This is a genomic window from Streptomyces panaciradicis (assembly GCF_023516615.1).
Taxonomy (GTDB): Bacteria; Actinomycetota; Actinomycetes; order Streptomycetales; family Streptomycetaceae; genus Streptomyces; species Streptomyces panaciradicis.
The window spans coordinates 20,151-43,641 of the sequence record NZ_JAMGBF010000102.1 but is presented as its reverse complement, the minus strand read 5'-3'; the positions used below and the strand labels follow the sequence as shown (position 1 = coordinate 43,641).

Here is a 23,491-nt window from a genome sequence, read left to right as displayed (position 1 = left end):
ATTTCCAGCCACGCCCGAGGCGCTTGATGAGCCGGATTCGTACTCAGACAGTTCCCAGACGGCCCTTTCTATCACTCGGCACCGACAACGCACCGGGCCGGTTCGTCCGCTGTTCCCAAGGGACGACCGGCCCGTGATACCGCCGTTACACCTTCACACGAGCTTCACGCATCCTCGGCGAGTTCGAGCCAGCGCAGCTCCAGTTCCTCCCGCTGGCCGGCCAAGTCCCGCAGCTCCGCGTCCAGTTCGGCCACCTTCGCGAAGTCCGTGGCGTTCTCGGTGATCTGGGCGTGCAGCTTGGTCTCCCGCTCGGAGATCTTGTCCAACTGCCGCTCGACCTTCTGCAGTTCCTTCTTGGCGGCGCGCTGGTCGGCGGAGCTCTTCTCGGCGGCGGGCTTGACCGCGACGGGCGCGGCCGCGGCGACCGCCTCCTCCATCCGCAGGCGCCGCTCCAGGTACTCGTCGATGCCGCGCGGCAGCATCCGCAGCGTGGCGTCGCCCAGCAGCGCGAAGACGCGGTCGGTGGTGCGCTCGACGAAGAACCGGTCGTGGGAGATGACGATCATCGAGCCGGGCCAGCCGTCGAGGAGGTCCTCCAGCTGGGTCAGCGTCTCGATGTCGAGGTCGTTGGTGGGCTCGTCGAGGAAGAGGACGTTGGGCTCGTCCATGAGCAGCCGCAGCAGCTGGAGCCGGCGGCGCTCACCGCCGGAGAGGTCGCCGACCGGCGTCCACTGCTTCTCCTTGTTGAAGCCGAACGTCTCGCACAGCTGCCCGGCGGTCATCTCGCGTCCCTTGCCGAGGTCGACGCGCTCGCGCACCTCCTGGACCGCTTCCAGCACCCGCAGGTTCGGGTCCAGTTCGGCGACCTCCTGGGAGAGGTAGGCGAGCTTGACCGTCTTGCCGACGGCGATCCGGCCGCCGGCGGGCTGGGTCTCGCCCTCGCTGCGGGCCGCCTGTGCCATCGCCCGCAGCAGGGAGGTCTTGCCGGCGCCGTTCACGCCGACCAGGCCGATGCGGTCGCCGGGGCCGAGCTGCCAGGTGACGTGCTTGAGCAGCAGCTTGGGGCCGGCCTGGACGGTCACGTCCTCCAGGTCGAAGACCGTCTTGCCGAGCCGCGAGGAGGCGAACTTCATCAGCTCGGAGCTGTCCCGGGGCGGCGGCACGTCCTTGATCAGCTCGTTGGCCGCCTCGACGCGGAAGCGCGGCTTGGAGGTACGGGCGGGAGCTCCGCGGCGCAGCCAGGCCAGCTCCTTGCGGACGAGGTTCTGCCGCTTGGCCTCCTCGGTGGCGGCGATGCGCTCGCGCTCGGCGCGCGCGAAGACGTAGTCGGAGTAGCCGCCCTCGTACTCGTAGACGTCGCCCTTCTGCACGTCCCACATGCGGGTGCACACCTGGTCCAGGAACCAGCGGTCGTGCGTGACGCAGACCAGCGCGGAGCGGCGCTCGCGCAGGTGGCGGGCGAGCCAGGCGATGCCCTCGACGTCGAGGTGGTTGGTCGGCTCGTCGAGGACGATCAGGTCCTGTTCCTCGATGAGCAGCTTGGCGAGGGCGATACGGCGGCGCTCGCCGCCGGAGAGGGGCGCGATGACGGTGTCGAGGCCCTGGGGGAAACCGGGCAGGTCCAGCCCGCCGAACAGCCCGGTGAGCACGTCGCGGATCTTGGAGTTGCCCGCCCACTCGTGGTCGGCCATGTCCCGGATGACCTCGTGCCGCACGGTGGCGTTCGGGTCCAGGGAGTCGTGCTGGGTGAGCACCCCCAGGCGCAGCCCTCCGGAGTGGGTGACGCGCCCGGTGTCGGCCTCCTCCAGCTTGGCCAGCATGCGGATGAGCGTGGTCTTGCCGTCGCCGTTGCGCCCCACGACCCCGATCCGGTCGCCTTCGGAGACGCCGAGGGACACGCCGTCGAGGAGGGCACGAGTGCCGTACACCTTGCTGACGTTCTCGACATTGACCAGATTGACGGCCATTTCTCTCCTGCCCGGGGGGATCGATCAGCCTCCCAGCGTAATGCGCCTGGTTCGGTGGCCGATCCCCCCGCAGGTCGGACTGTGGACAACCCCCTCGGTCAGCGGGAGGCGGCCGCGCGGACCTCGGTCAGGAGGTCGTACATCGTCTGGCCGGGGCAGTCGGTCTGGAGCCAGTCGCGGTGGCCGCCGACCGTCGTGACGGTCTTGGTGACGCCGTTGACCGGGTTGGTGTAGGTGATCTGCGCCTTGGGGTCGAGGCCCTTGAAGCGGGCGATCACCTTGATCAGGCGGGTCAGCGAGGCTTTGGCCGCGTCGGTGGGGCCCTGGTCGGTCAGGGTGCCGAGGAGGGCGATGCCGAGGTTGCCGGAGTTGTAGCCGGCGGTGTGGAAGGCGGTGACCAGGTCGCCGTCGGCGTTGAACGCGGGGATGCCGTCGTCGCCGGAGTAGCGGCCCTCGTAGACGTCGCCGGCCTCGTCGATCAGGAAGTGGTAGCCGATGTCGCCCCAGTCCAGGGTGACCGCGTGGTACTCGTAGATCGCGCGCACGGTCGCCGCCGGGTCGGCGTCGCCGTTCGGGGTGTCCGTGTGGTGGACCGTGACCGACTGCAACGCGTAGTACTTCTCCGGGGAGTTGACCTTCCCGTCCTTGTACCGCTTGGACTCGTCGGCGCCCCAGGCCGGCCGGGACAGGTAGCGCACGCCACGCACGCGCGTGGGCTGCGAGGGCACCTGGACGGTGCGGGCCGGCCCGTGGGCGGTGTCGATCGCGAGCGAGCGCACGTCGGTCGCGCCGTCCGCCGCCCGCACCTCGTACGTCCTGGCGTCGCCGGCCGCCACCAGGGCCGTGCCGCCGCCTTCGACGGTCGCGCAGCCGCCGGTGAGCGGCCGGAAGCCGGTGTCGCCGGGGAAGCGGATGTCCGCGCCGCCCGGGTCGCCGCTCCAGCGCACGCCGACCCATGCGGCGGCGAAGGGAGTGGTGGCGGTACCGGTGCCGGTGGCGGCGGCCGAGCGGGTGGCCGGGAACCTCTCCGGCGTGGTGGCGGGGTCGCCCCCGGAGGCGGAGCCGGAACGGGACCCGGCGTCCGGCGCGGAAGCGGGGTCGGGGTCGGACTCGGTGGCCGCGAAGACGGCCGGCGTCAGGACGGCGGCCCCGGCCACGGCCACGCCGGCGCCGAGCGCGCCGCGGCGGGACAGGGACCGCTTGCGCCGGTGCGAGACGGCCGGTGCGGGGGTGGGGGGTTCGGACTCGGGCACGGGTGATCCTTCGGCTGTGCAGAGGTCGTGACGCGCAACAGCAGGCGCTTGAAGTGTCAACGGACCCTATCGGCCGCACGCACCCCACCCGTACCGCGGCCGTGGGAGGCCGCTGTGGAGATCGGGCGAAGATCCCCGCGCGGGCGCGCCCCTACGCCGACGCGCCCCCGGAGGACCGTCGCGCCCCACGCCGACGCGCCCCCGAGGACCGTCGCGCCCTACGCCGACGGTCCACCGGAGGACCGTCGCGCCCTACGACGACGGGCCCCCGAGCGCCGTGGCCTCCCACGCCGACGCGCCCCGAGCACCACCGCCCCTTACACCGACGCGCCCCGAGCACCGCCGCCCTACGCCGACGCGCCCCCGAGCACCGTCGCGCCCGGTGCCGGACCCGATGTCGTCCGGACCGTGCGGCACGTGCCCGAGGCCTCCAGCGCCTCGGCCACCTTCGCCGCCGACCGGGCGTCCCGGGCGAGGAACGCCGTCGTCGGACCCGAGCCGGAGACGAGCGCGGCGAGGGCGCCGGCCGCCCGGCCCGTGGCCAGGGTGTCGGCGAGCTCCGGGAAGAGCGAGAGGGCGGCGGGCTGCAGGTCGTTGGAGACGGCGGCGGCGAGCGCGTCCGCGTCGCCCTTCGCGAGGGCGTCGAGCAGTTCCTGCGAGGCGACCGGCTCGGGGACCTCGAGACCTTCCGTGAGCCGGTCGAACTCCCGGAACACGGCCGGCGTCGACAGGCCCCGCCCGGCCATCGCGAACACCCAGTGGAAGGTGCCGCCCACCTCCAGCGCGGTCAGCTGCTCGCCGCGCCCGGTGCCCAGCGCCGCCCCGCCGACCAGGCTGAACGGCACATCGCTGCCCAACTCGGCGCAGATCGCCAGCAGTTCGGCCCGCGAGGCGCCCGTACGCCACAGCGCGTCGCAGGCCAGCAGCGCGCCCGCGCCGTCCGCGCTGCCGCCCGCCATGCCGCCGGCGACCGGGATGTCCTTGGCGATGTGGAGGTGCACGGCCGGCTCGATGCCGCGCCGTTCGGCGAGGGCGATCGCGGCCCGCGCGGCGAGGTTCGTACGGTCCAGCGGGACCTGCTCGGCGTCGGCGCCCTCGCAGGTCACGCGCAGTTCCTCGGCCGGCGTCACGGTCACCTCGTCGTAGAGGCCGACCGCGAGGAAGACGTTGGCCAGGTCGTGGAAGCCGTCGGGTCGGGCGGCCCCCACCGCGAGCTGCACGTTGACCTTGGCGGGGACGCGGACGGTGACGCTCACTGGGGACGGGGCTCCTTGTGGTCGACGGGCCCGGCGGCGCCGGCCCCCTTGTTCTCTGCGATGCGCGCGAACTCCTCGACGGTGAGCGCCTCGCCGCGCGCCTGCGGCGACACCCCGGCGGCGACCAGCGCCGCCTCCGCCGCCGCGGCCGACCCGGCCCATCCGGCGAGCGCCGCCCGCAGCGTCTTGCGGCGCTGCGCGAAGGCGGCGTCGACCACGGCGAACACCTCGGCCTTGGAGGCGGTGGTCCTGACCGGCTCGGTGCGCCGGGTGAGCGCCACCAGGCCGCTGTCGACGTTCGGCGCGGGCCAGAAGACGTTCCGTCCGATGGCCCCGGCCCGCTTGACGTCGGCGTACCAGTTGGCCTTCACGGACGGCACGCCGTACACCTTCGAGCCGGGCCCGGCGGCGAGGCGGTCGGCGACCTCGGACTGCACCATGACCAGGGTGCGCTCGATGCTCGGGAAGGTGTCGAGCATGTGCAGCAGGACCGGTACGGCGACGTTGTACGGCAGGTTCGCCACCAGCGCGGTCGGGGCCGGGCCAGGCAGCTCGGCGACGTGCATCGCGTCGGAGTGGACCAGCGCGAAACGGCCGGCGCGCTCCGGCATGCGGGCCGCGACGGTCGCGGGCAGCGCGGCGGCCAGGACGTCGTCGATCTCCACGGCGGTGACGTGGTCGGCTGCCTCAAGCAGCGCGAGCGTGAGCGAGCCGAGCCCGGGGCCGACCTCCACCACCACGTCGTCGGGCCGGACCTCGGCGGTGCGGACGATACGGCGGACCGTGTTCGCGTCGATCACGAAGTTCTGACCGCGCTGCTTGGTGGGACGCACACCGAGGGCTGCCGCGAGTTCACGTACGTCGGCGGGGCCGAGGAGGGCGTCTGGGGTGGGGCTGCTGCTCACGGGACAAGACTACGGGGGCGCCGCCGCGCCCCCGTCCGCGCGGCTCACCCGTGCAGGCGCGTCCCGCAGTGCGGCCAGGGACTGGTCCCGCGCCGCACGTACAGCTTCTTCGCCCGGAACGTCTGCTCCTGCGCCGTCGCGTCCTGCGGCCGCCCGCTGCCGCCGAGGCTGTGCCAGGTGTGGGTGTCGAACTGGTACAGGCCCCCGTACGTCCCCGAGGGGTCGACCGCGTCCGGCCGGCCGCCCGACTCGCACGCCGCCAGCCCGTGCCAGTCGAGGCCGTCCGCCCCGTGCACGGACGCCGGCAGCGGCTTGGTGCCCACGCGCACGATCTGCTTGCGCGGCGCGCGCACCACGTCGGAGTCGGTCCTGCGCGGCTTCTGCCGGACGCCGTTGACGGTCCGCAGGGCGTAGGTGTCGCGCCGCAGGCCCGGCTGCCCGGTCTGCTCGACGACCTCCGTGCCCTTGAACAGGGTGGGGTCGTTCCTGCGCTCCGTCTCGAACGGGATCGGCTCCTCGCGGACCTCCTCGCTCCCCGTCACGCGCAGCACGGTCACCGTCTGCCCGTCGCGCGGGAAGCTGTCGCCCGGGACGGACGTCGTGTCCTCGCCGCGCAGGGTGACGCCGGCCTCCTCGACCGCCTCGCGCACGGTCGCCGCGTTGGTGCGGACGGTGCGGGCGCGGCCGTCGGCCATGATCGTCACGGCGCGCTCGGTGCGGACGTCGAGGGCGAGGCCGGCGCGTCCGATGGGCTGGGAGCGCGAGACGGACATGTACGCACCCTCCGCACGCACGCCCAGCTGGTCGAGCGCACCCTGCACGGTGTGCGCCGTCGTCCACACCTCGCGCCGGTGTCCGTCGATCGTGAGCCGCACGGGGCGGCCGTAGTGCACCGCGACCTCGTCACCGCTGGCGAGCGCGGTGCCGGGGGCGGGCGCGACCACGTCGTGCGCCCCGACGGCGACGCCTTCCTGCGCGAGGAGTTCCGTCACGTCGTCGGCGAAGGTGTGCAAGGTGCGGGGCTTGCCGTCGACGGTCAGCTCGATCGCCTTGTCGTTGGCGACGAAGGCGGAGGTGCCTCCGGCGAGGAAGGCGACGACCAGGGCTTGCGGCAGCAGGCGGCGCACGGAGCTGTCGGCGCGCTCGATGGAGCGCACCTTGCGCCGGCGCGCGCCGCGCCCACCCACGACGGCGCGCGCACCGTCGGCGGGCGCCCCCTCGTTCACCGCGCGCCCCGCCTGGCGCGGCAGCGCCGTCTCGTAGGGCTCGCGCACCCCGTCGGCACCACTTGCGTGCACCTCGTACGCGGGCGCGTACGAATCCCCGTACGCCCCGAGCGCACCGGACACCACCGTCGCCTCCGGCATCACGTGCGCCGCCGGAAGCGTCAGCGCGCTGTGCACGTCGAACCCGGGATCGAGGTCTCCGCCGAGGTCCTCGTGGAAGCGGTCGCCGAAGCCGTCGTCGAAGGCGTCACGGAAGCCGTCGCCGAAGCCGTCGTCGAAGGCCTCACCGAAGCCGTCGTACCCCGGCGGTGGGTAGGACTCGGCCGGCCCGGCCGGGCCGTACGCCTCATACGTCTCGTACTGCGAGTTGCTCACGCCGACACGCTCCAGGGGCCGTTGGGTCCAGCGGGGTCCGGATCGGGCCCACAGAACCTAGCGGAGCGGCCGTCACTCTCCAAAGCGACTCGGCTACGCACAGTCGTGCGTTATGGGTCAGTAACCGAAGGCGCGGGCCGTGTTCGAGGCGAGTGCCGTCGCCAGGACGTCCTCGTGGACACCCCGGACGGCGGCCATGGCGCGCACCGTGACCGGAATGAGATACGGGGCGTTGGGCCGTCCGCGGTACGGCACCGGGGTGAGGAAGGGCGCGTCGGTCTCCACCAGGAGCAGCTCCGCCGGGGCCACCGCCAGCGCGTCGCGCAGGTTCTGGGCGTTCTTGAAGGTGACGTTGCCGGCGAAGGACATGAAGTACCCGGCGGCGGCACACACCTCGGCCATCTCGGCGTCGCCGGAGTAGCAGTGGAAGACGGTGCGCTCGGGCGCGCCCTCCTCCTTCAGCACGCGCAGCACGTCCGCGTGGGCGTCGCGGTCGTGGATGACGAGCGCCTTGCCGTGCCGCTTGGCGATCTCGATGTGGGCGCGGAAGGAGTGCTCCTGCGCCTCCTTGCCCTCGGGCCCGGTGCGGAAGTAGTCGAGGCCGGTCTCGCCGACGCCCTTGACGTGGGGGAGCGCGGCCAGGCGGTCGATCTCGGCGAGCGCCTCGTCGAGCGCCGTGGCGCCCCCCGGTCGGCGCGCGCCCTGGCGGGACCAGCCGTCGGGGTCGCCGTGCACGATGCGGGGCGCCTCGTTCGGGTGCAGGGCGACGGTGGCGTGGACGGCGTCGTACGCCGCCGCGGTCTCGGCGGCCCACTGCGAGCCGCGTACGTCGCAGCCGACCTGGACGACGGTGGTCACGCCCACCGACGCGGCCTTGGCGAGCCCCTCCTCCACCGTGCCGGACTGCATGTCGAGGTGGGTGTGGGAGTCGGCGACGGGCACCCCGAGGGGCGCCGGGAGCGGCGGCGCGCTCTTGTCGCCGGTCTTCTCGCTGGAGGAAGGCATGCCCCGATCCTACGAAAGGGGCATGCCCTCCCGGCCTCGGGAGCTGTCAGCCCGTCTGTGAGCCGTCAGCCCGCCTTGCGCTGGAAGGGGTGCAGGAGATCGGACAGATGCCAGTGGTGGTGTTCCTTCGGCTCCGCGCCGTCGGCGGCCGGCTCAGGCGCCTCCACGGGCCCCGCCTGCGGGGCGGCCCGGTGGGACCGGTGCGCGGCGTCGTGCGCGGCGGAGACCCGCCCCGGCCGCATGATCCGCACGACGTGGGCGTCGCAGTTCTGGCACGTGGGCCTGGACAGCGGGGAGGGGACGATCTGCCCGTTCGCCACGTACATCACGAACTCGTGGCCGTCGCCGTCCGTGTGGTGCTCTATCTCGTAGGACTGCTCCCAGCCGTGCCCGCAGCGCATGCAGGCGAAGGAGTACGACTCGTGGACGACTGCGGTGGCCGCGCCGCGCAGGGCGGTCAGTCCTTCGATCTCGCTCATGCCAGCTCCTCTTGTCCGCTGGACAAAGGGACGGGTGCGTCCCTTCAACCAGTGGACGCCTCCCGCGGCGCGATTGCAGCAGGGCTGTCGAGTGTTGGAGCCGATTTGGACTTTCCTTGCCATACCGCCCCCGCTCACGCCCTGGGGCTTTGCCTTCGACGACAGCCCTTTGCCTGTCCGTGGGGCGCTCGCTCAGGCGAGATGCGCCCTGCTCAGAGGGGGTGTGGCGCAGTTCACGAAAGCCTCACGAACCACTCGCCGAAGGCGCGTTCTTCGCGGCCACAACCGCGTCGAAGACCTGGCGTTTGGGCAGCCCGGCCTGGACCGCGACGGCCGCGATCGCCTCCTTGCGGCGCTCCCCGGCCTCCTCGCGCAGGCGCACACGGCGCACGAGCTCCTCGGCGCTCAGGTCCTGCGCGCCCCGCTCGGGCGCCCCCTCCACGACCACGGTGATCTCACCGCGCACCCCGTCGGCCGCCCACTCCGCGAGCTCCGCCAGCGGACCGCGCCTGACCTCCTCGTACGTCTTGGTCAGCTCCCGGCACACGGCCGCCCGCCGGTCGGCGCCGAACGCCTCGGCCATCGCGGCGAGGGTGTCGTCGAGCCGGTGCGGGGCCTCGAAGTAGACGAGCGTGCGCCGCTCCTCGGCGACCTCCTTCAGGCGCGTCAGCCGCTCCCCCGCCTTGCGCGGCAGGAACCCCTCGAAGCAGAACCGGTCCACGGGCAGCCCGGACAGGGCGAGCGCGGTGAGCACGGCGGACGGGCCCGGCACGGCAGTGACCCGGATGTCCTTCTCGACGGCGGCGGCGACCAGCCGGTAGCCGGGGTCGGACACGGAGGGCATGCCGGCGTCCGTGACGAGCAGCACGCGCGCGCCGCCCACGAGTTCCTCGACCAGTTCGGGGGTGCGGGCGGACTCGTTGCCCTCGAAGTAGGACACCACGCGCCCCTTGGGGGTGACGCCCAGCGCCTGCGTCAGCCGCCTGAGCCGCCGGGTGTCCTCGGCGGCGACGACGTCGGCGTCGGCGAGTTCCTGGGCGAGCCGCGGGGGCGCGTCCGCGATGTCGCCGATGGGGGTGCCTGCGAGTACGAGGATTCCGGTCACGCCCCCATCCTCCCAGGGGGCGACGGAAGCGAACGCATTCGAACCCTTACCTGCCATGCACGGGACTCACACAGAACCGTTCCCTACGATGGCGCGGTGACCAGTACCGCGTCCTCCCCGGACACCCGGCAAGGCCAGACCCCCGAAGACGAGCGGCCGGCCTGGCAGCTGCGGCTGCGCCGGTTCGGATACTCGGCCGGGTCCAGAAGCGACGTCCATGAGCGTCTGGTGCAGCCGTTCGTCGAGCCGAGCCCGCGCCTGTGGCAGGTGCTGGGCGTGCGGCCGGCGCTCGCCGCCCGGATCGCGCGCTGGTCGGGCTGGGGCGGCCCGCTGCTGGTGACGCTGCTGGCGGGTGTCATGCGGTTCTGGCACCTGGGCAGCCCGAAGGCGGTGATATTCGACGAGACGTACTACGCCAAGGACGCCTGGGCGATCGTCCACCGCGGCTTCGAGGTCAACTGGGACAAGAACGCCAACGACCTGATCATCTCCTCCCACGGACACGTCAAGATCCCGACGGACGCGGCCTATGTCGTGCATCCGCCGGTCGGCAAGTACGTGATCGGGCTGGGCGAGCTGATGTTCGGGTTCGACCCGTTCGGCTGGCGGTTCATGACCGCCGTGCTCGGCACGCTGTCGGTGCTGATGCTGTGCCGTATCGGCCGCCGGATCTTCCGCTCCACCTTCCTCGGCTGCCTGGCCGGCGCGCTGATGGCGGTGGACGGACTGCACTTCGTGATGAGCCGCACCGCGCTGCTCGACGGCGTGCTGATGTTCTTCGTGCTGGCCGCGTTCGGGTGCCTGGTGATCGACCGGGACCGGGCGCGCGCCAGACTCGCGGCCGCGCTGCCGACGGGCCCGGACGGGCTGGTGCGGCCCGACGCGCACGTCGCCGAGACCACGTGGCTGGGCCTGCGCCCCTGGCGCTGGGCGGCGGCGGTGCTGCTGGGGCTCGCGATCGGCACGAAGTGGAACGGCCTGTACTTCCTGGCCGCGTTCGCCCTGATGGCCGCGCTGTGGGACGTCGGGGCGCGCCGGACGGCGGGCGCCCGCCACCGGATCACGCTGATCTGGGCCGCCGAGTCGGTCGTGTCGTGGGTGGTGATGTCCGTCGTCGCGGTCACCGTCTACCTGGCGTCCTGGATTCGCTGGATCCTCTCCCCCGCCGACGGCACCGGCGGCTACTTCCGCAACTGGGCCGCGACCGACGGCCGGGGCGGCCACTTCACCTTCCTGCCGGACTGGCTGCGCAGCCTGTGGCACTACGAGCACGAGGTGTACAAGTTCCACATCGGCCTGTCCTCGCCGCACACGTACATGTCCAACCCGTGGAGCTGGATCGTCGACGGCCGGCCGGTGTCGTACTTCTACGAGTCCCCTTCGCCCGGCGCGGACGGCTGTGCCGCCGACGCGGGCCAGAAGTGCGCCCGGGAGGTCCTCGCGATCGGCACGCCGCTGCTGTGGTGGGTGGCCTGCTTCGCGGTCCTGTACGTCCTGTGGCGCTGGCTGTTCCGCCGCGACTGGCGGGCCGGGGCCATCGCCTGCGGTGTGGCGGCGGGTTATCTGCCCTGGTTCATGTACCAGGAGCGGACGATCTTCTTCTTCTACGCCGTCGTCTTCGTGCCGTTCCTGTGCCTGGCGGTGGCGATGCTGCTGGGCGCGGTCATCGGCCCGCCCGGCTCCAGCGACACACGGCGGGTGGCCGGGGCGACCGGGGCGGGTGTCCTGGTGCTGCTGATCGCCTGGAACTTCATCTACTTCTGGCCGCTGTACACCGGTACCGCTATTCCGATCGACAACTGGCGTTCACGTATGTGGCTGGATACGTGGGTGTAGCCGGTTTCCTGGCCAACATGGGCAACTTCCCTCACCGCTTCCCCTCCCGCCGCCTACAGTGCGGAGGATCGATGCATGGGGAACGGGGAGAGAGATGGCCAAGGGGGTCAAGGTCGCCGTCATAGGCAGCGTGTTCGCCGTGATGGTGGGCGGCGCCGGGTACGGCGCCTTCAACATCGTGTCGGCGCTGAACGGTGACGGCGACAGCGGAGCGGCATCCGTGAAGACGGGGCCGCCGAGCAAGGACGAGATCGAGGAGACGTCGGCGAAGTTCCTGGCCGCCTGGGCCAAGGGGGAGGCGGCCAGAGCGGCGACGTACACGAACGACGACGCGGGCGCCGAGCCGCTGCTGACGGCCTACGGCGAGAGCGCCCACATCAAGAAGGTGAAGATCACCCCGGGTGCGGCGAGCGGGGCGACGGTGCCCTTCACGGTCAGGGCGACGGTGTCGTACGAGGGCAGGTCCAAGCCGCTTACGTACAAGAGCAAGTTGACGGTCGTGCGGGGCAGGACCACCGGGCGGGCGCTCGTGGACTGGCGGCCGTCGGTCGTCCATCCGCAGCTCAAGACGGGCGACACGCTGGTCACCGGGGAGTCGGCGAGCCCCGAGATCGAGGCCGTGGACCGCGACGGGGCCGTGCTGACCAAGGAGAAGTACCCCTCGCTGGGGCCCGTCATCGACACCCTGCGCCAGCGGTACGGCGACAAGGCGGGCGGCACCCCCGGCGTCGAACTGGCCATCCACCACCAGGCGGAGGGGGTGGCCGACACCTCGCTGGTGACCCTCGCCAGGGGGAAGGCGGGCCGGCTGCGGACCACGATCAGCGCGGGCGCGCAGGCGGCGGCCGAGACGGCGGTGAAGAAGTTCGACCAGTCGTCGGTGGTGGCCGTCAAGCCCAGCACCGGTGAGGTCCTGGCGGTGGCCAACAACCGCACGGACCAGTTCAACGCGGCCTTCGAGGGCGAGGTCGCGCCCGGCTCGACGATGAAGATCATCACTGCCGCGATGCTCATCGACAACGGCGTGACCTCGATGAACGGCCCGGCGCCCTGTCCGCCGAGCGCCACCTGGCAGAGCCAGACCTTCACCAACCTCAAGAACATGCAGCCGAACGAGAACGCCACGCTCGCCAACAGCTTCCTGCGTTCCTGCAACACCGCCTTCATCAAGCTCATCGACGAGAAGCCGCTCACCGACTCCTCGCTCACACAGGAGGCCCAGGACCGCTTCGGGCTCGGCCGGGACGACTGGAAGACCGGCATCACCTCCTTCGACGGCAAGGTCCCCGCGGTCAGCGGCCCGGACCGCGCCGCCAACGCGATCGGCCAGGGCCAGGTGCAGATGAGCCCGCTGAACATGGCGTCGGTCACCGCGACCGCCGTCACCGGCCGCTTCCGCCAGCCGTACCTGGTCCCGCCGAGCCTGGACGACCGCGAACTCGCCACCGCGAAGGGGCTGTCGGCGAGTACGTCCGCCCAGCTGAGGCAGATGATGCGGCTCACCGCGAGCCAGGGGACGGCGATGAACGCCATGGCCGGGCTGCGCGGGGACGTCGGCGCCAAGACCGGTTCGGCGGAGGTCGACGGGCAGGCCGTGTCCAACAGCTGGTTCACCGGTTTCCGCAACGACATGGCGGCCGCGGCCATGACCGAGGAGGGCGGCCACGGCGGCACGGCGGCGGGCCCGATTGTCGCAGCTGTGCTACGGACGGCGGGCTGAAGTTTCCCCTCCGCTCGGGGACTCTAGGCTGTTGCAGTCGTTGGGATGGATGAGGGCAACGGGGACCCTGGGGAAGTAGCGGAGGAACGGGAACTGTGGGCAACAGAAGGCGCGTCGCCGAGCGACGGAAGACCGGGCCCGCCGTCATCGGCGGGATGATCGCCGTGGTCGTCGGCGGCGCCGGCCTCGGCGCCTACGCGCTCTACGGCCACGGGGCCTCGGCCGACGACGGGAGCACCTCGGCGTCCGCGGGCGACCACAAGCACGTCAAGACCGGCCCGCTGTCGGCCACCGAGGTGCAGACCACCGCGACGACGTTCCTGACGTCCTGGAAGGCGGGCAAGGCCGCTCAGGCCGCCGCCGTCACGAACGACCCGACGGCGGCCGGCGCCCTGCTCACCGGCTACACCAAGGACGCCCACATCACCGGCGTCGCCCTCACCCCGGGCACCCGGACCGGCGACAAGGTCCCCTTCTCGGTCAAGGGCACCGTCGCCTACAAGGGCATCAGCACCTCGCTGACGTACGCCAGTTCGCTGACGGTCGTACGCGACAAGGAGACCGGCAAGCCGCTGGTCGACTGGCACTCCTCCGTCGTCCACCCGGATCTGAAGGACGGCGACAAGCTGGTCACCGGCGAGGCGGGCACACCCCCGGTCAAGGCCTACGACCGTGACGGCGGCGAGCTGACGACCGCCAAGTACCCGTCCCTGGGCCCGGTCCTGGACGGCCTGCGCGAGAAGTACGGCAAGATCGCCGGCGGCAAGGCGGGGATCGAGCTGGACGTCGTGCGCGGCAAGGCCTCGCAGAAGGCCAAGCTGTCCGACAAGACCCTGCTGACGCTGACCAAGGGCACTCCGGGCAAGGTGACGACGACGCTGAACCCCGCCTTCCAGGCGGCGGCCGAGCGGCAGGTCGCCGCGAAGGACCGGTCCTCGGTCGTGGTCGTGCGTCCGTCGACGGGCGAGATCCTGGCCGTGGCGAACCACAACCCCGGCTTCAACGTGGCCTTCCAGGGTTCCCTGGCCCCCGGCTCCACGATGAAGGTCGTGACGTCGACGATGCTGTTCGAGAAGGGGCTCGTCAAACCGGACCAGTCGCACCCCTGCCCGAAGAAGTACAAGCTCGCGGGCTGGACCTTCCACAACGACGACAACTCCGAGATCAAGCAGGGCAGCTTCAAGCTGGCCTTCGGCGCCTCCTGCAACAACGCCTTCATCAACTTCGCCCCGAAGCTGAAGAACAGCGACCTGACGACGGAGGCGCAGCAGGTCTACGGCCTCGGCATGAACAACTGGGCCATCGGCGTCCCGACCTTCGACGGCTCGGTCCCGGTGCAGAGCGGCGCGCAGATGGGTGCCTCGCTGATCGGCCAGGGCGGGGTGCGCATGAACCCGCTGAACATGGCGTCGGTGTCGGCGACCGTGGAGTCCGGCGTCTTCCGCCAGCCGTACCTGGTCTCGCCCGACGTGGACCACCGCACCCTGGCGAAGGCCTCCCGGACGATGTCGTCGCAGACGCAGGGCTGGCTGAAGGAGGTCATGCGGTACACGGCGGGCTACGGTACGGCGGCCAAGGCGATGTCCGGGGTGAGCGGTGACGTCGGCGCGAAGACGGGCTCGGCGGAGGTCGACGGCCAGAAGAAGCCGAACGGCTGGTTCACCGCCTACCGGGGCGACCTCGCGGCGGCCGGTGTGGTCCAGGCGGGCGGCCACGGAGGCGACACGGCCGGTCCGATCGTGGCGGCGCTGCTGAAGATGGGCTGAGCGACGGCGTTCCGGGCGCCGGGGGCGCGGGCGGTGCCGGTCAGCGGCTGACGGGCGCCGCCGCCATGTACGTGCGGCGCAGGAACCTGAGCAGTGCCTTCGTCTCGAACTGCACGACCGAGACGCCCTGCGCGGAGTGGAACTCGACGACCGCCTGCACGCGGCCGCACGGCCACACGCGGACCGGTCCGGTGCCGACGGGGGCGCGCAGGCCCTGTTCGAGGAGTGAGCGGGAGCAGGTCCATTCACGGGTGCCCGGCAGGTCGAAGCGCACCGAGCGCGGGTCCGTCTCGGGGTCGTAGCGCAGGACGACGGGGACCGCCTCGTCGATCGGTATCGCGTCGTCGGAGACGATGTGGGCTCGCGCGTACTGTTCGACTACAGACATCGTGATGCCCTCTCACGCTGCGTGACCTGTGTGGAATCTGTGGGTCCACCCCTTTCCAATGTCCCATATTTTCTGATTCACGCCTCTTGACGGATGAGCATCGGGCTGACACACGACTGATTCGCTCTTGCAAGAGGTTCGCAACAAGGCATTATCATCGAACGGTGCATGTGCCTGACGGATTCATCAACGCGCCCACCTCGGCCGCGACCGGCGTGGTCGCCGCCGCCGCCGTCGCCGTGAGCCTGCGCGGCGCGCGACGCGAACTGGACGAGCGCACCGCCCCGTTGGCCGGTCTGGTCGCGGCGTTCATCTTCGCGGTGCAGATGCTCAACTTCCCCGTCGCGGCCGGTACCAGCGGGCACCTGCTCGGCGGGGCGCTGGCGGCGATCCTCGTCGGCCCGTACACCGGGGTGCTGTGCGTCTCGGTGGTCCTGCTCATGCAGGGGATCCTGTTCGCGGACGGCGGGCTGACCGCGCTCGGCGTGAACATCACGGACATGGCGATCGTCACGACGGTCGTCTCCTACGCCGTCTTCCGCCTCCTGGTGAAGGTGCTGCCGCGCGGGCGGCGCTCGGTCACCGTCGCCTCCTTCGCCGCCGCGCTGCTGTCGGTGCCGGCCGCGGCGGTGGCGTTCACGCTCATCTACGCCGTCGGCGGGACGACCGACGTCTCCCTCGGCAAGGTCGCCACCGCGATGATCGGCGTGCACGTGCTCATCGGGCTCGGGGAGGCGGTGATCACGGCACTGACGGTGGGCGCGGTGATCGCCGTGCGCCCGGATCTCGTGCACGGCGCGCGCGGCCTGCGCCAGCGCCTGAAGCTGCGCGTGAACGGCGCGCTCGTGGACGTACCGGCGCCCGACGGGGCGCGCACGGCGCCCGTCGCGGCGCGCACCTCCCGCCGCGCGCTGTGGATCACCGGTCTCGCGACCTCCCTGGTCCTGGCCGGCTTCGTCAGCTTCTACGCCTCCTCCAGCCCCGACGGCCTGGAGAAGGTCGCGCACGACAAGGGCATCGACCAGAAGGCCCGGCGGCACCACTCGGCCGACTCTCCGCTGGCCGACTACGGCGTCAAGGACGTCGAGGACGCCCGCCTGTCCGGGGGGCTGGCGGGCGTGATCGGCGTCGGCGTGACGGTGGTCGCGGGGAGCGCGGTGTTCTGGGTCGTGCGCCGCAGGCGTACGCCGGACGTCTCGCCGACGAGCACGAGCGCCGTCTGACATGGGCGCGGGACACGCACACAAGCTCTACCGGCACGGGCACTCCCCCGTGCACGCCCTGCCGCCGCACACCAAGCTCGCCGCAGCCTTCGCCTTCGTGGTGGTCGTCGTCTCCACCCCGCGGGAGGCGATGTGGGCGTTCGGTCTGTACGCCGTCCTCCTGGGCGCCGTCGCGCACCGCGCGCGCGTGCCCGCCGGCTTCGTCCTCAAGCGGCTGCTGATCGAGGTGCCGTTCGTGGCGTTCGCGGTGCTGATGCCGTTCGTCGCGGAGGGCGAGCGGGTCGACGTCCTGGGGGTGTCCCTCAGCGTGAACGGCCTGTGGGGGGCGTGGAACGTGCTCGCCAAGGGCACGCTCGGCGTCGCCACCTCGGTCCTGCTGGCCTCCACCACCGAGCTGCGCGAACTGCTCCTTGGCCTGCAGCGGCTGAAGCTCCCGCCGCTGCTCGTCCAGATCGCCTCCTTCATGATCCGCTACGGCGACGTCATCACCGACGAGATGCGGCGCATGCGGATCGCGCGGGAGTCGCGCGGGTTCGAGGCGCGGGGCGTGCGGCACTGGGGGGTGCTCGCGAAGAGCGCGGGCGCCCTGTTCATCCGCTCCTACGAGCGCGGGGAGCGCGTGCACCTGGCCATGGTCAGCCGCGGGTACGCCGGTTCGATGCCGGTCATCGACGAGGTGACCGCGTCCCGGGCGCAGTGGTCCTACGCCCTCGCCCTCCCTCTCACCGCCCTTGTCGTCTGCCTGCTGGGATGGACCCTGTGACTGTCGAGACGCCTTCCCTGGACGTGGCCGGACTGGCCTTCGCCTACCCGGACGGCCACCAGGCGCTGTTCGGCGTGGACTTCCGCATCGAGCGCGGCGAACGGGTCGCGCTGCTCGGCCCGAACGGCGCGGGCAAGACGACCCTCGTGCTCCACCTCAACGGCATCCTGACCGGCGGCGCGGGGACGGTGACCGTCGCCGGGCTGCCGGTCGGCAAGCGGCACATGGCGGAGATCCGGCGCCGGGTCGGGATCGTCTTCCAGGACCCGGACGACCAGCTGTTCATGCCGACGGTGCGCGAGGACGTGGCGTTCGGGCCGGCGGCGGCCGGGCTGAGGGGCGCGGAGCTGGAGGAGCGGGTCGACCGGGCGCTCGCGCGGGTCGGCATGGCGGAGTTCAAGGAGCGTCCCCCGCACCACCTCTCCTTCGGGCAGCGGCGCCGCGTCGCCGTCGCCACCGTCCTCGCCATGGAGCCGGAGATCCTCGTCCTGGACGAGCCCTCCTCCAACCTCGACCCGGCCTCGCGCCGCGAACTGGCCGACATCCTGCGCTCCCTGGACGTGACGGTCCTGATGGTCACCCATGACCTGCCGTACGCGCTGGAGCTGTGCCCGCGCTCCCTGATCCTCAGCGACGGCGTGATCGCCGCGGACGGCGCGACGGGCGACCTCCTCTCCGACGACGCCCTGATGCGTGCCCACCGGCTGGAGCTTCCCTTCGGCTTCGATCCCCGTTCGGTGACGGCGGGCACGGCCCGTCCGTGACAATGGGCGCGTGACGAACGAGGACCCCACGCCGGCCGCGCCCTCGCCCCTGCTCGACGACCAGCTCTGCTTCGCGCTGTACGCGGCGCAGCGCGCGGTGACCGCCGCCTACCGCCCGGTGCTGGAGGAACTCGGCCTCACCTACCCCCAGTACCTGGTGCTGCTGGTCCTGTGGGAGCGGGGCGAGACGACGGTGAAGGAGCTCGCCGCCGCCCTGCGGCTCGACTACGGCACGGTGTCGCCGTTGCTCAAGCGGCTGGAGAGCGCCGGGGTGGTGCGCCGGGAGCGCGCGGCCCACGACGAGCGCTCGGTGCTCGTCGCGTGCACGGGGCGCGGAGAGGAACTGCGGGAGCGTGCGGCGTGCGTGCCGGGCGCCCTGCTCACGGCGACGGGGCTCGGCGCCGAAGAGGTCGCGCGGTTGCGCGAGGAGTTGTGGAAGCTCACGGAAAGGGCGCACGGGGCGGCTGAGCGCCCCGCGTGACGGGCGCGCGCCGCGCACCCCCGAAACGCACCTCCACAACGCCCCCCACCTCGCGTTACCCCCGGTTGCAGACCCCCGACCCCTCACACCGACCTACCGGCCAGTACCTTGTGCACGATGTACTCGCGCGCACTCGTTCTGGGGGGCCATCCATGAGCGCCATGAGCGACGACCTCACGGTCGACACCGAGACCGGCACGGACACCGGCACCGGCACGGACACCCGTCCGACGAAGATCATGTATGTCGCCGAGGCGACCGCGCACGGCGGCCGGAACGGCTTCGTCACCAGCCAGGACGGCCACATCCAGCTCAAGGTGGCGATGCCGCCGCAGCTCGGCGGCGACGGCGACGGCACCAACCCCGAGCAGCTCTTCGCGGCCGGCTACAGCTCCTGCTTCCACAACGCCCTGATCCTCGTCGGCAACCGCATGGGCTACGACCTGACGGGCTCGACCGTCGCAGCGAAGGTGGGCATCGGCCCCAACAAGACCCGCGGCTACGGCCTCGCGGTCGCCCTCAGCGTCTCCCTGCCGGTCCTGGACCCGGACGTCGCGGCGAAGCTGGTGGACGCGGCGCACGAGGTGTGCCCGTACTCGAACGCGACCCGCGGGAACATCGACGTGACGATTCTGCTTGGTTGAGTAGGAGAGCGGAACGGCGCGAGGAGGAGTACGGACGTGGACGTGAACGGTGCGGTGGCCGAGGGCTTCGAGCCGGTCAGGGAAGCGTTCGTGAGGAACTTCGAGGTGCTCGGGGACCGGGGCGCGGCCGTGTCCGTCTACCGCGACGGGCGCAAGGTCGTCGACCTGTGGGGCGGGACCAAGGACGTCGACGGCACCGAGCCCTGGCGGCGCGGCACCGCGCAGATCGTGCGCTCGGCGACCAAGGGCGTCGCCGCCGCCGTACTCCTGCTGCTGCACCAGCGCGGAGAGCTGGATCTGGACGCGCCGGTCGGGGCGTACTGGCCGGAGTTCAAGGCCGCCGGCAAGGAGCGGACGCGGGTGTGGCACCTGCTCGCGCACCGGGCCGGCGTGCCCGTGCTGGACACCCCGCTCACGCCCGAGCAGGCCGCCGACCCGTTCCTCGGCGCCCAGGCGGTCGCCGCACAGGCGCCGGTGTGGGAGCCGGGGACGGACCACGGCTACCACGCGCAGACGTACAGCTGGCTGACCGGCGAGCTGGTGCGACGGGTGACCGGGCGGGAGATCGGCGAGTGGATCGCCACTGAGATCGCGGGACCGCTCGGCGCGGACCTGTGGCTCGGGCTGCCGGACGGTGAGCGGGCGCGCGCGGGCCGGGTGGCGCAGATCGATCCCCCGGCCGAGCCGCGCGGTCTCAGGCTCCGCCCCAAGCGGGAGGTCTCCGACGCCTACGCCGACCCCGGCTCGCTCACCCGCCGCGCCTTCGCCGCGATCACGCCGCTGCCCGACGAGAACGACCCCGCCTACCGGGCCGCCGTCCTGCCCGCCTCCAACGGTGTCGCGACGGCGGACGGACTGGCCCGCTTCTACGCCTCGCTGATCGGCGAAGTGGACGGCGGCAGCCGCCTGTTCACGCCGGAGACGGTCGAGCTGGCCCGCGCGGAGCGCAGCGCCGGGCCGGACCGCGTGCTGGTCGTGGCGACCCGGTACGGCCTGGGCTACATGCTGCACGGAGCGGCGTCCCCGCTGCTGTCCCCCACCTCCTTCGGCCACCCGGGCCGCGGCGGTGCCCTCGGCTTCGCCGACCCCGAGTCGGGCGTCGCCTTCGGCTATGTGACCAACGGCTTCAGGAAGAGCGTGACGGCGGACCCGAGGGCGCAGGCCCTCGTCCGGGCGCTGCGCGCGTCCCTCGGATCCGCCTGACGCTCGGCCGTACCGATCCGCCCGCCGCTCAGACGTGGATCGGGTGGGAGGTCCGGCCGGAGGCCGAGTCGATCTCGCCGTGCGCCTTGGTGAGCAGTTGCATGGCGAGTTCGTTCAGCGCCCGCGCGCCGGCGATCTCCTCCCCGACCCTCGGCTGATTGGAGTCGGTGTGGTGGCGGCTCGCGTGCCCGTGGGCCCGTACCTCGGACCCGTCGGGCAGGCGAACCATCGCGACGGCGCGTGTGTGCGTCTCGTCCTCGCTGAACTCCATCTCCACGTGCCATCCCACAGCGTTGTGCATCATGACGATCACCTCCGGAACACCTGCTTCCAGAGTGCTCCCGGGGGCTGTTTCGCGCGAGGGGTGCCGGGTCAGCCGTCGGACTCCGCCGACGGGAGGTAGGCGCCGGGCACGTCGTTCGGTGTGTAGACCTTCTTGTCGCCGGGGTAGGGCTTGGTCCAGTTGTGGGTCTGGTACCAGGTGTAGCGGTTCATCTGCTCGTTGTTGGCGTAGTCGGGCACGGCGTGCGGGCCGGTCAGGCGCTGGTGGGAGGCCCAGGTCTTCCAGGCGTCGGCGAGCGCCTGCTTGGCCTCCGGGACCGCGGCGGACGTCGGGGCGGCGGCGGCCGAGGGGTCCTGCGGCGCCGGGGTGTCGGAGCCGCAGGGCGGCTGGGGGCTGACGCCGAGGGTCAGGGAGGTGCGGTTGGGGACGGCCGTGAACGGCGTGTCGTCGGGCTTCAGGGTGAAGGCGCCGTACATCGGGGTGGCGGCGCTGTCCTTCTGGTTCATCGGGTGGATCCCGAGGATCTGCTCGATCGTGCGGATCATCGTGATCTGCGAGTAGTAGTGGCTGTCGACCGTGTCGCGCTGGGCCCAGGGGCTGATGATCTGGACGGGGGCGCGGTGGCCGTCGACGTGGTCGAGGCCGTTCTGGGAGTCGTCCTCGACGATGAAGATCGCCGAGTCCTTCCAGTACCTGCTGTGGGAGATCTCGTCGACCATGCGGCCGACGGCGAGGTCGTTGTCGGCGACCTCGGCGGCGGCGTTGGCCGGGCCGCCGGTGTGGTCGTTGGAGAACCAGAACATGTTGAGGTTCGCCGGGCCGTTCTTCTCGAAGTCCTGCTTCCAGATCTGTTCCTTGTAGATGTCCGGGACGTCGAGGTCGAACATCGGGAAGCCCTGCACGGACACCTTGTTGAGGGAGGGGATCGCCGAGCCGGTCTGGATGGGGTACTGGGTCTGCGCGCCGGTGGCCTCCATGTTCTTGCTGTCGCAGTACAGGTTCTGCCAGGTCGCGCCGGCCGGCTTGCTCTCCAGCGACTGGAACTCGCCGAAGTCCTTGACGGACCTGCCGGCCGCCTGCGCGCCGCTCCAGATGAAGCCGGACTTCTGGTGGCCGAGGGCGTCGTTCTCGGTGTCGTAGCTGCGCTGGTACTCACCCGCGGAGGACTCGGTGTACTCCGGGTTGTCCGACTGCATCAGCCAGTTGTGGCCCTCGGCGGAGTTCGTGCCGACGTCGTAGAAGTTGTCGTAGAGCCCGAACTGGTCGGCCATGGCGTGCTGGTTGGGGGTGACGTTCTCACCGAACGTCGTCAGCGAGGAGTCGCCGTCGCCCTGGGGCAGGTCGCCGTAGACCTGGTCGTAGGTGCGGTTCTCCTTCACCAGCAGGAAGACGTGCTTGATCGTCGAGGGGTCGCCCAGGCGCAGCGGGACGGGGAGCGCCGGCACATGGCCCTTGCCGTTCGAGGTGACGACCGAGCCGGGCGTCCAGCCGTTCTGCCGGAAGACCTTGGCGGTCTGGGCCCGCACGACGTGGTCGTCGGGCAGCGTGAACCGCGTGATGCTGGACGTGGTGTCGTGGGTGCCGTGGCCGGCGGCGGTGGTGGGGCGGCGGGCGTCGATGCCGCGGGTGTTGGAGACGACGACGTCGTCGCCGACGGTGGTGATCTCGGAGGGGAAGTAGTCGGTGGGCAGCAGGCCGACGTAACCGGCGGGTTCCTGCGGGGACTTGTAGCGGTAGACGGCGACGGCGTTCGCGCGGCCGAGGGTGACCAGCAGGCGGCCGTCGTCGGTGAGGGTGACCGCGTTCGGCTCGTAGCCGACCTTCGCCTCCGGCCACGGCTGGGTGGCGATGGTCTGGACGACCTTGTCCTTGCGGGTGTCGATGACCGAGACGTTGTTGTCGGCGGTGTTGGTGACGAACACCGCGCCCTTCGCGGCGTGGACGGCGGTGGGGTGCAGTCCGACGTCGATGGAGCCGACGGCGGCGGACGGGTCGGTGGTGTCGATGACGCTGACGGTGCCGGTGGTGGTGGCGCCGGTGTCGGGGTTCGCCGGTACGTCGGTGCCGTACGAGTTGATGGTGGTGTCGCCGCCCTCGGCGGGGCGGCCGCCCTCGTTGCTGACGTAGAGCTTGCCGTCGGCCAGGGCGAGGCCGCGCGGGGCGTTGCCGACGGCCCAGCTGTGCTGGACGGTTCCGGTGGCCGCGTCGAGGGCGACGACGCGGTTCTGGCCGTTGACGGCCGCGTAGACGGTGGAGCCGTCGGCGGAGAACACGGCGGCGGCCACGAGGGCGTGCTTGGCGCCGTCGGCCGGGATCGGGACGGCCACCGGGTTGGACAGGGTGCCGTCGGAGCCGACGGTGAACCGGGTGTAGCCGTCGGTCTGGCCGAGCCACAGCTGCGTGCCGTCGGGCGAGTAGACGGGGCCCTCCTGGCCGACCGAGGCGCTCTTGATGCGCAGGTCGTCCGCCTTGTTGGTGCCGACCTTCTGGATCACCTGGCCGGTGCTCAGGTCCATGATGACCAGGGAGGCGTCGCCGTCGGCGACGGAGGCGGCGAGGTGGCCGCCGTCGGGGCTGACCGTCGACGACATGATCTTGCCGTCGTTGATCACCGTGCGGCTGCCGTACGGCTTGAGGAACTGGTCGCTGGAGACGACCTGTCCCTCGGGGGTGTCCTCGGCGACCTGCCGGCTGCCGAACTGCCACGTCGAGGCGACCGCCGTGCCGGTGACGCCGAGGGCGACGGCGATGCCCGCCGTGACCAGCGCGGCGCGGCGGCCGACGCGTCTGCCGAAGAGGTTGACCTGGTCCTTCTCGTCGACCCGGCGCTGCCGTGTTACCTGCATGGG

Annotated in this window: 20 protein-coding genes; 9 read left to right on the top strand and 11 right to left on the bottom strand. The window is 71.8% G+C overall.

The window, feature by feature from the left end:
* Positions 1-164 precede the first annotated feature (164 nt).
* From M8J74_RS29455 to rsmI, 8 genes are all read right to left on the bottom strand, one after another.
* Entirely contained in the window at positions 165-1,967 is a 1,803-nt protein-coding gene (locus tag M8J74_RS29455; protein WP_249839356.1) for an ABC-F family ATP-binding cassette domain-containing protein, read from the bottom strand.
* A gap of 98 nt (positions 1,968-2,065) precedes the next feature.
* Positions 2,066-3,220, bottom strand: a complete 1,155-nt coding sequence (locus M8J74_RS29450) for a peptidoglycan recognition protein family protein (protein WP_249839355.1) — start codon at positions 3,218-3,220, stop codon at positions 2,066-2,068.
* A 347-nt stretch (positions 3,221-3,567) separates the two neighbouring features.
* Positions 3,568-4,476 (bottom strand): 4-(cytidine 5'-diphospho)-2-C-methyl-D-erythritol kinase, encoded by a 909-nt coding sequence (locus M8J74_RS29445; protein WP_249839354.1) that lies wholly within the window; start codon positions 4,474-4,476, stop codon positions 3,568-3,570.
* Positions 4,473-5,381 carry a 16S rRNA (adenine(1518)-N(6)/adenine(1519)-N(6))-dimethyltransferase RsmA gene (gene rsmA / locus M8J74_RS29440; protein ID WP_249839353.1) on the bottom strand — a complete coding sequence of 303 codons (909 nt, stop codon included), beginning with the start codon at positions 5,379-5,381 and terminating at the stop codon, positions 4,473-4,475. The genes M8J74_RS29445 and rsmA overlap by 4 nt, the downstream gene beginning before the upstream one ends.
* A gap of 44 nt (positions 5,382-5,425) precedes the next feature.
* Positions 5,426-6,982, bottom strand: coding sequence for a resuscitation-promoting factor (locus M8J74_RS29435; RefSeq protein WP_308406120.1), 1,557 nt, complete (start codon positions 6,980-6,982; stop codon positions 5,426-5,428).
* Positions 6,983-7,099: 117 nt separating this feature from the next.
* Entirely contained in the window at positions 7,100-7,987 is an 888-nt protein-coding gene (locus tag M8J74_RS29430; protein ID WP_249839352.1) for a TatD family hydrolase, read from the bottom strand.
* Between the two features lie 65 nt (positions 7,988-8,052).
* Positions 8,053-8,466 (bottom strand): hypothetical protein, encoded by a 414-nt coding sequence (locus M8J74_RS29425; RefSeq protein WP_249839351.1) that lies wholly within the window; start codon positions 8,464-8,466, stop codon positions 8,053-8,055.
* Positions 8,467-8,710: 244 nt separating this feature from the next.
* The gene (gene rsmI / locus M8J74_RS29420) at positions 8,711-9,571 is read right to left on the bottom strand and encodes a 16S rRNA (cytidine(1402)-2'-O)-methyltransferase (RefSeq protein ID WP_249839350.1); all 861 of its coding nucleotides are present in this window, start codon (positions 9,569-9,571) and stop codon (positions 8,711-8,713) included.
* A 96-nt stretch (positions 9,572-9,667) separates the two neighbouring features.
* Here rsmI and M8J74_RS29415 point away from each other — a divergent pair, with 96 nt between their 5' ends.
* The 3 genes from M8J74_RS29415 to M8J74_RS29405 all read left to right on the top strand — a co-directional run bounded on the left by M8J74_RS29415 (position 9,668) and on the right by M8J74_RS29405 (position 14,893).
* Positions 9,668-11,407 carry a dolichyl-phosphate-mannose--protein mannosyltransferase gene (locus M8J74_RS29415; RefSeq protein ID WP_249839349.1) on the top strand — a complete coding sequence of 580 codons (1,740 nt, stop codon included), beginning with the start codon at positions 9,668-9,670 and terminating at the stop codon, positions 11,405-11,407.
* A gap of 94 nt (positions 11,408-11,501) precedes the next feature.
* Positions 11,502-13,127, top strand: a complete 1,626-nt coding sequence (locus M8J74_RS29410; RefSeq protein ID WP_249839348.1) for a penicillin-binding transpeptidase domain-containing protein — start codon at positions 11,502-11,504, stop codon at positions 13,125-13,127.
* A 95-nt stretch (positions 13,128-13,222) separates the two neighbouring features.
* On the top strand, positions 13,223-14,893 hold the full coding sequence (locus tag M8J74_RS29405) for a penicillin-binding transpeptidase domain-containing protein (RefSeq protein WP_249839347.1): 1,671 nt from the start codon (positions 13,223-13,225) through the stop codon (positions 14,891-14,893).
* Positions 14,894-14,933: 40 nt separating this feature from the next.
* Here M8J74_RS29405 and M8J74_RS29400 read toward each other — a convergent pair whose 3' ends face one another.
* Entirely contained in the window at positions 14,934-15,281 is a 348-nt protein-coding gene (locus M8J74_RS29400) for an SsgA family sporulation/cell division regulator (protein WP_058924835.1), read from the bottom strand.
* 164 nt (positions 15,282-15,445) lie between these two features.
* On the opposite strand from M8J74_RS29400, the gene M8J74_RS29395 reads away from it, so the two are divergent.
* From M8J74_RS29395 to M8J74_RS29370, 6 genes are all read left to right on the top strand, one after another.
* Positions 15,446-16,504: an energy-coupling factor ABC transporter permease gene (locus M8J74_RS29395; protein ID WP_249839346.1), complete on the top strand. Its 1,059-nt coding sequence runs from the start codon at positions 15,446-15,448 to the stop codon at positions 16,502-16,504.
* Between the two features lies 1 nt (position 16,505).
* Entirely contained in the window at positions 16,506-17,267 is a 762-nt protein-coding gene (gene cbiQ, locus M8J74_RS29390) for a cobalt ECF transporter T component CbiQ (protein WP_249839345.1), read from the top strand.
* Positions 17,255-18,031, top strand: a complete 777-nt coding sequence (locus tag M8J74_RS29385) for an energy-coupling factor ABC transporter ATP-binding protein (RefSeq protein ID WP_249839344.1) — start codon at positions 17,255-17,257, stop codon at positions 18,029-18,031. Before cbiQ ends, M8J74_RS29385 begins: the two co-directional genes overlap by 13 nt.
* Positions 18,032-18,041: 10 nt before the next feature.
* Positions 18,042-18,512: a MarR family winged helix-turn-helix transcriptional regulator gene (locus M8J74_RS29380; protein WP_249839343.1), complete on the top strand. Its 471-nt coding sequence runs from the start codon at positions 18,042-18,044 to the stop codon at positions 18,510-18,512.
* Between the two features lie 161 nt (positions 18,513-18,673).
* Positions 18,674-19,156 (top strand): organic hydroperoxide resistance protein, encoded by a 483-nt coding sequence (locus M8J74_RS29375; protein WP_283948741.1) that lies wholly within the window; start codon positions 18,674-18,676, stop codon positions 19,154-19,156.
* A gap of 36 nt (positions 19,157-19,192) precedes the next feature.
* The gene (locus M8J74_RS29370; protein ID WP_249839342.1) at positions 19,193-20,359 is read left to right on the top strand and encodes a serine hydrolase domain-containing protein; all 1,167 of its coding nucleotides are present in this window, start codon (positions 19,193-19,195) and stop codon (positions 20,357-20,359) included.
* A 28-nt stretch (positions 20,360-20,387) separates the two neighbouring features.
* Here M8J74_RS29370 and M8J74_RS29365 read toward each other — a convergent pair whose 3' ends face one another.
* Both M8J74_RS29365 and M8J74_RS29360 read right to left on the bottom strand, forming a co-directional pair.
* Complete coding sequence (locus M8J74_RS29365) at positions 20,388-20,663, bottom strand: DUF1876 domain-containing protein (RefSeq protein ID WP_249839341.1); 276 nt, start codon at positions 20,661-20,663, stop codon at positions 20,388-20,390.
* Positions 20,664-20,731: 68 nt separating this feature from the next.
* Positions 20,732-23,488, bottom strand: coding sequence for a bifunctional YncE family protein/alkaline phosphatase family protein (locus M8J74_RS29360; protein ID WP_249839340.1), 2,757 nt, complete (start codon positions 23,486-23,488; stop codon positions 20,732-20,734).
* Positions 23,489-23,491 lie beyond the last annotated feature (3 nt).

What these genes read in the sequence shown, in the direction of transcription:
- M8J74_RS29455 (WP_249839356.1), bottom strand. Translation starts at nt 1,967, where the DNA reads ATGGCCGTCAATCTGGTCAATGTCGAGAACGTCAGCAAGGTGTACGGC.
- M8J74_RS29430 (WP_249839352.1), bottom strand. Translation starts at nt 7,987, where the DNA reads ATGCCTTCCTCCAGCGAGAAGACCGGCGACAAGAGCGCGCCGCCGCTC.
- M8J74_RS29425 (WP_249839351.1), bottom strand. Translation starts at nt 8,466, where the DNA reads ATGAGCGAGATCGAAGGACTGACCGCCCTGCGCGGCGCGGCCACCGCA.
- M8J74_RS29410 (WP_249839348.1), top strand. Translation starts at nt 11,502, where the DNA reads ATGGCCAAGGGGGTCAAGGTCGCCGTCATAGGCAGCGTGTTCGCCGTG.
- M8J74_RS29400 (WP_058924835.1), bottom strand. Translation starts at nt 15,281, where the DNA reads ATGTCTGTAGTCGAACAGTACGCGCGAGCCCACATCGTCTCCGACGAC.
- cbiQ (WP_249839345.1), top strand. Translation starts at nt 16,506, where the DNA reads ATGGGCGCGGGACACGCACACAAGCTCTACCGGCACGGGCACTCCCCC.
- M8J74_RS29385 (WP_249839344.1), top strand. Translation starts at nt 17,255, where the DNA reads ATGGACCCTGTGACTGTCGAGACGCCTTCCCTGGACGTGGCCGGACTG.
- M8J74_RS29375 (WP_283948741.1), top strand. Translation starts at nt 18,674, where the DNA reads ATGAGCGACGACCTCACGGTCGACACCGAGACCGGCACGGACACCGGC.
- M8J74_RS29365 (WP_249839341.1), bottom strand. Translation starts at nt 20,663, where the DNA reads ATGATGCACAACGCTGTGGGATGGCACGTGGAGATGGAGTTCAGCGAG.
- M8J74_RS29360 (WP_249839340.1), bottom strand. Translation starts at nt 23,488, where the DNA reads ATGCAGGTAACACGGCAGCGCCGGGTCGACGAGAAGGACCAGGTCAAC.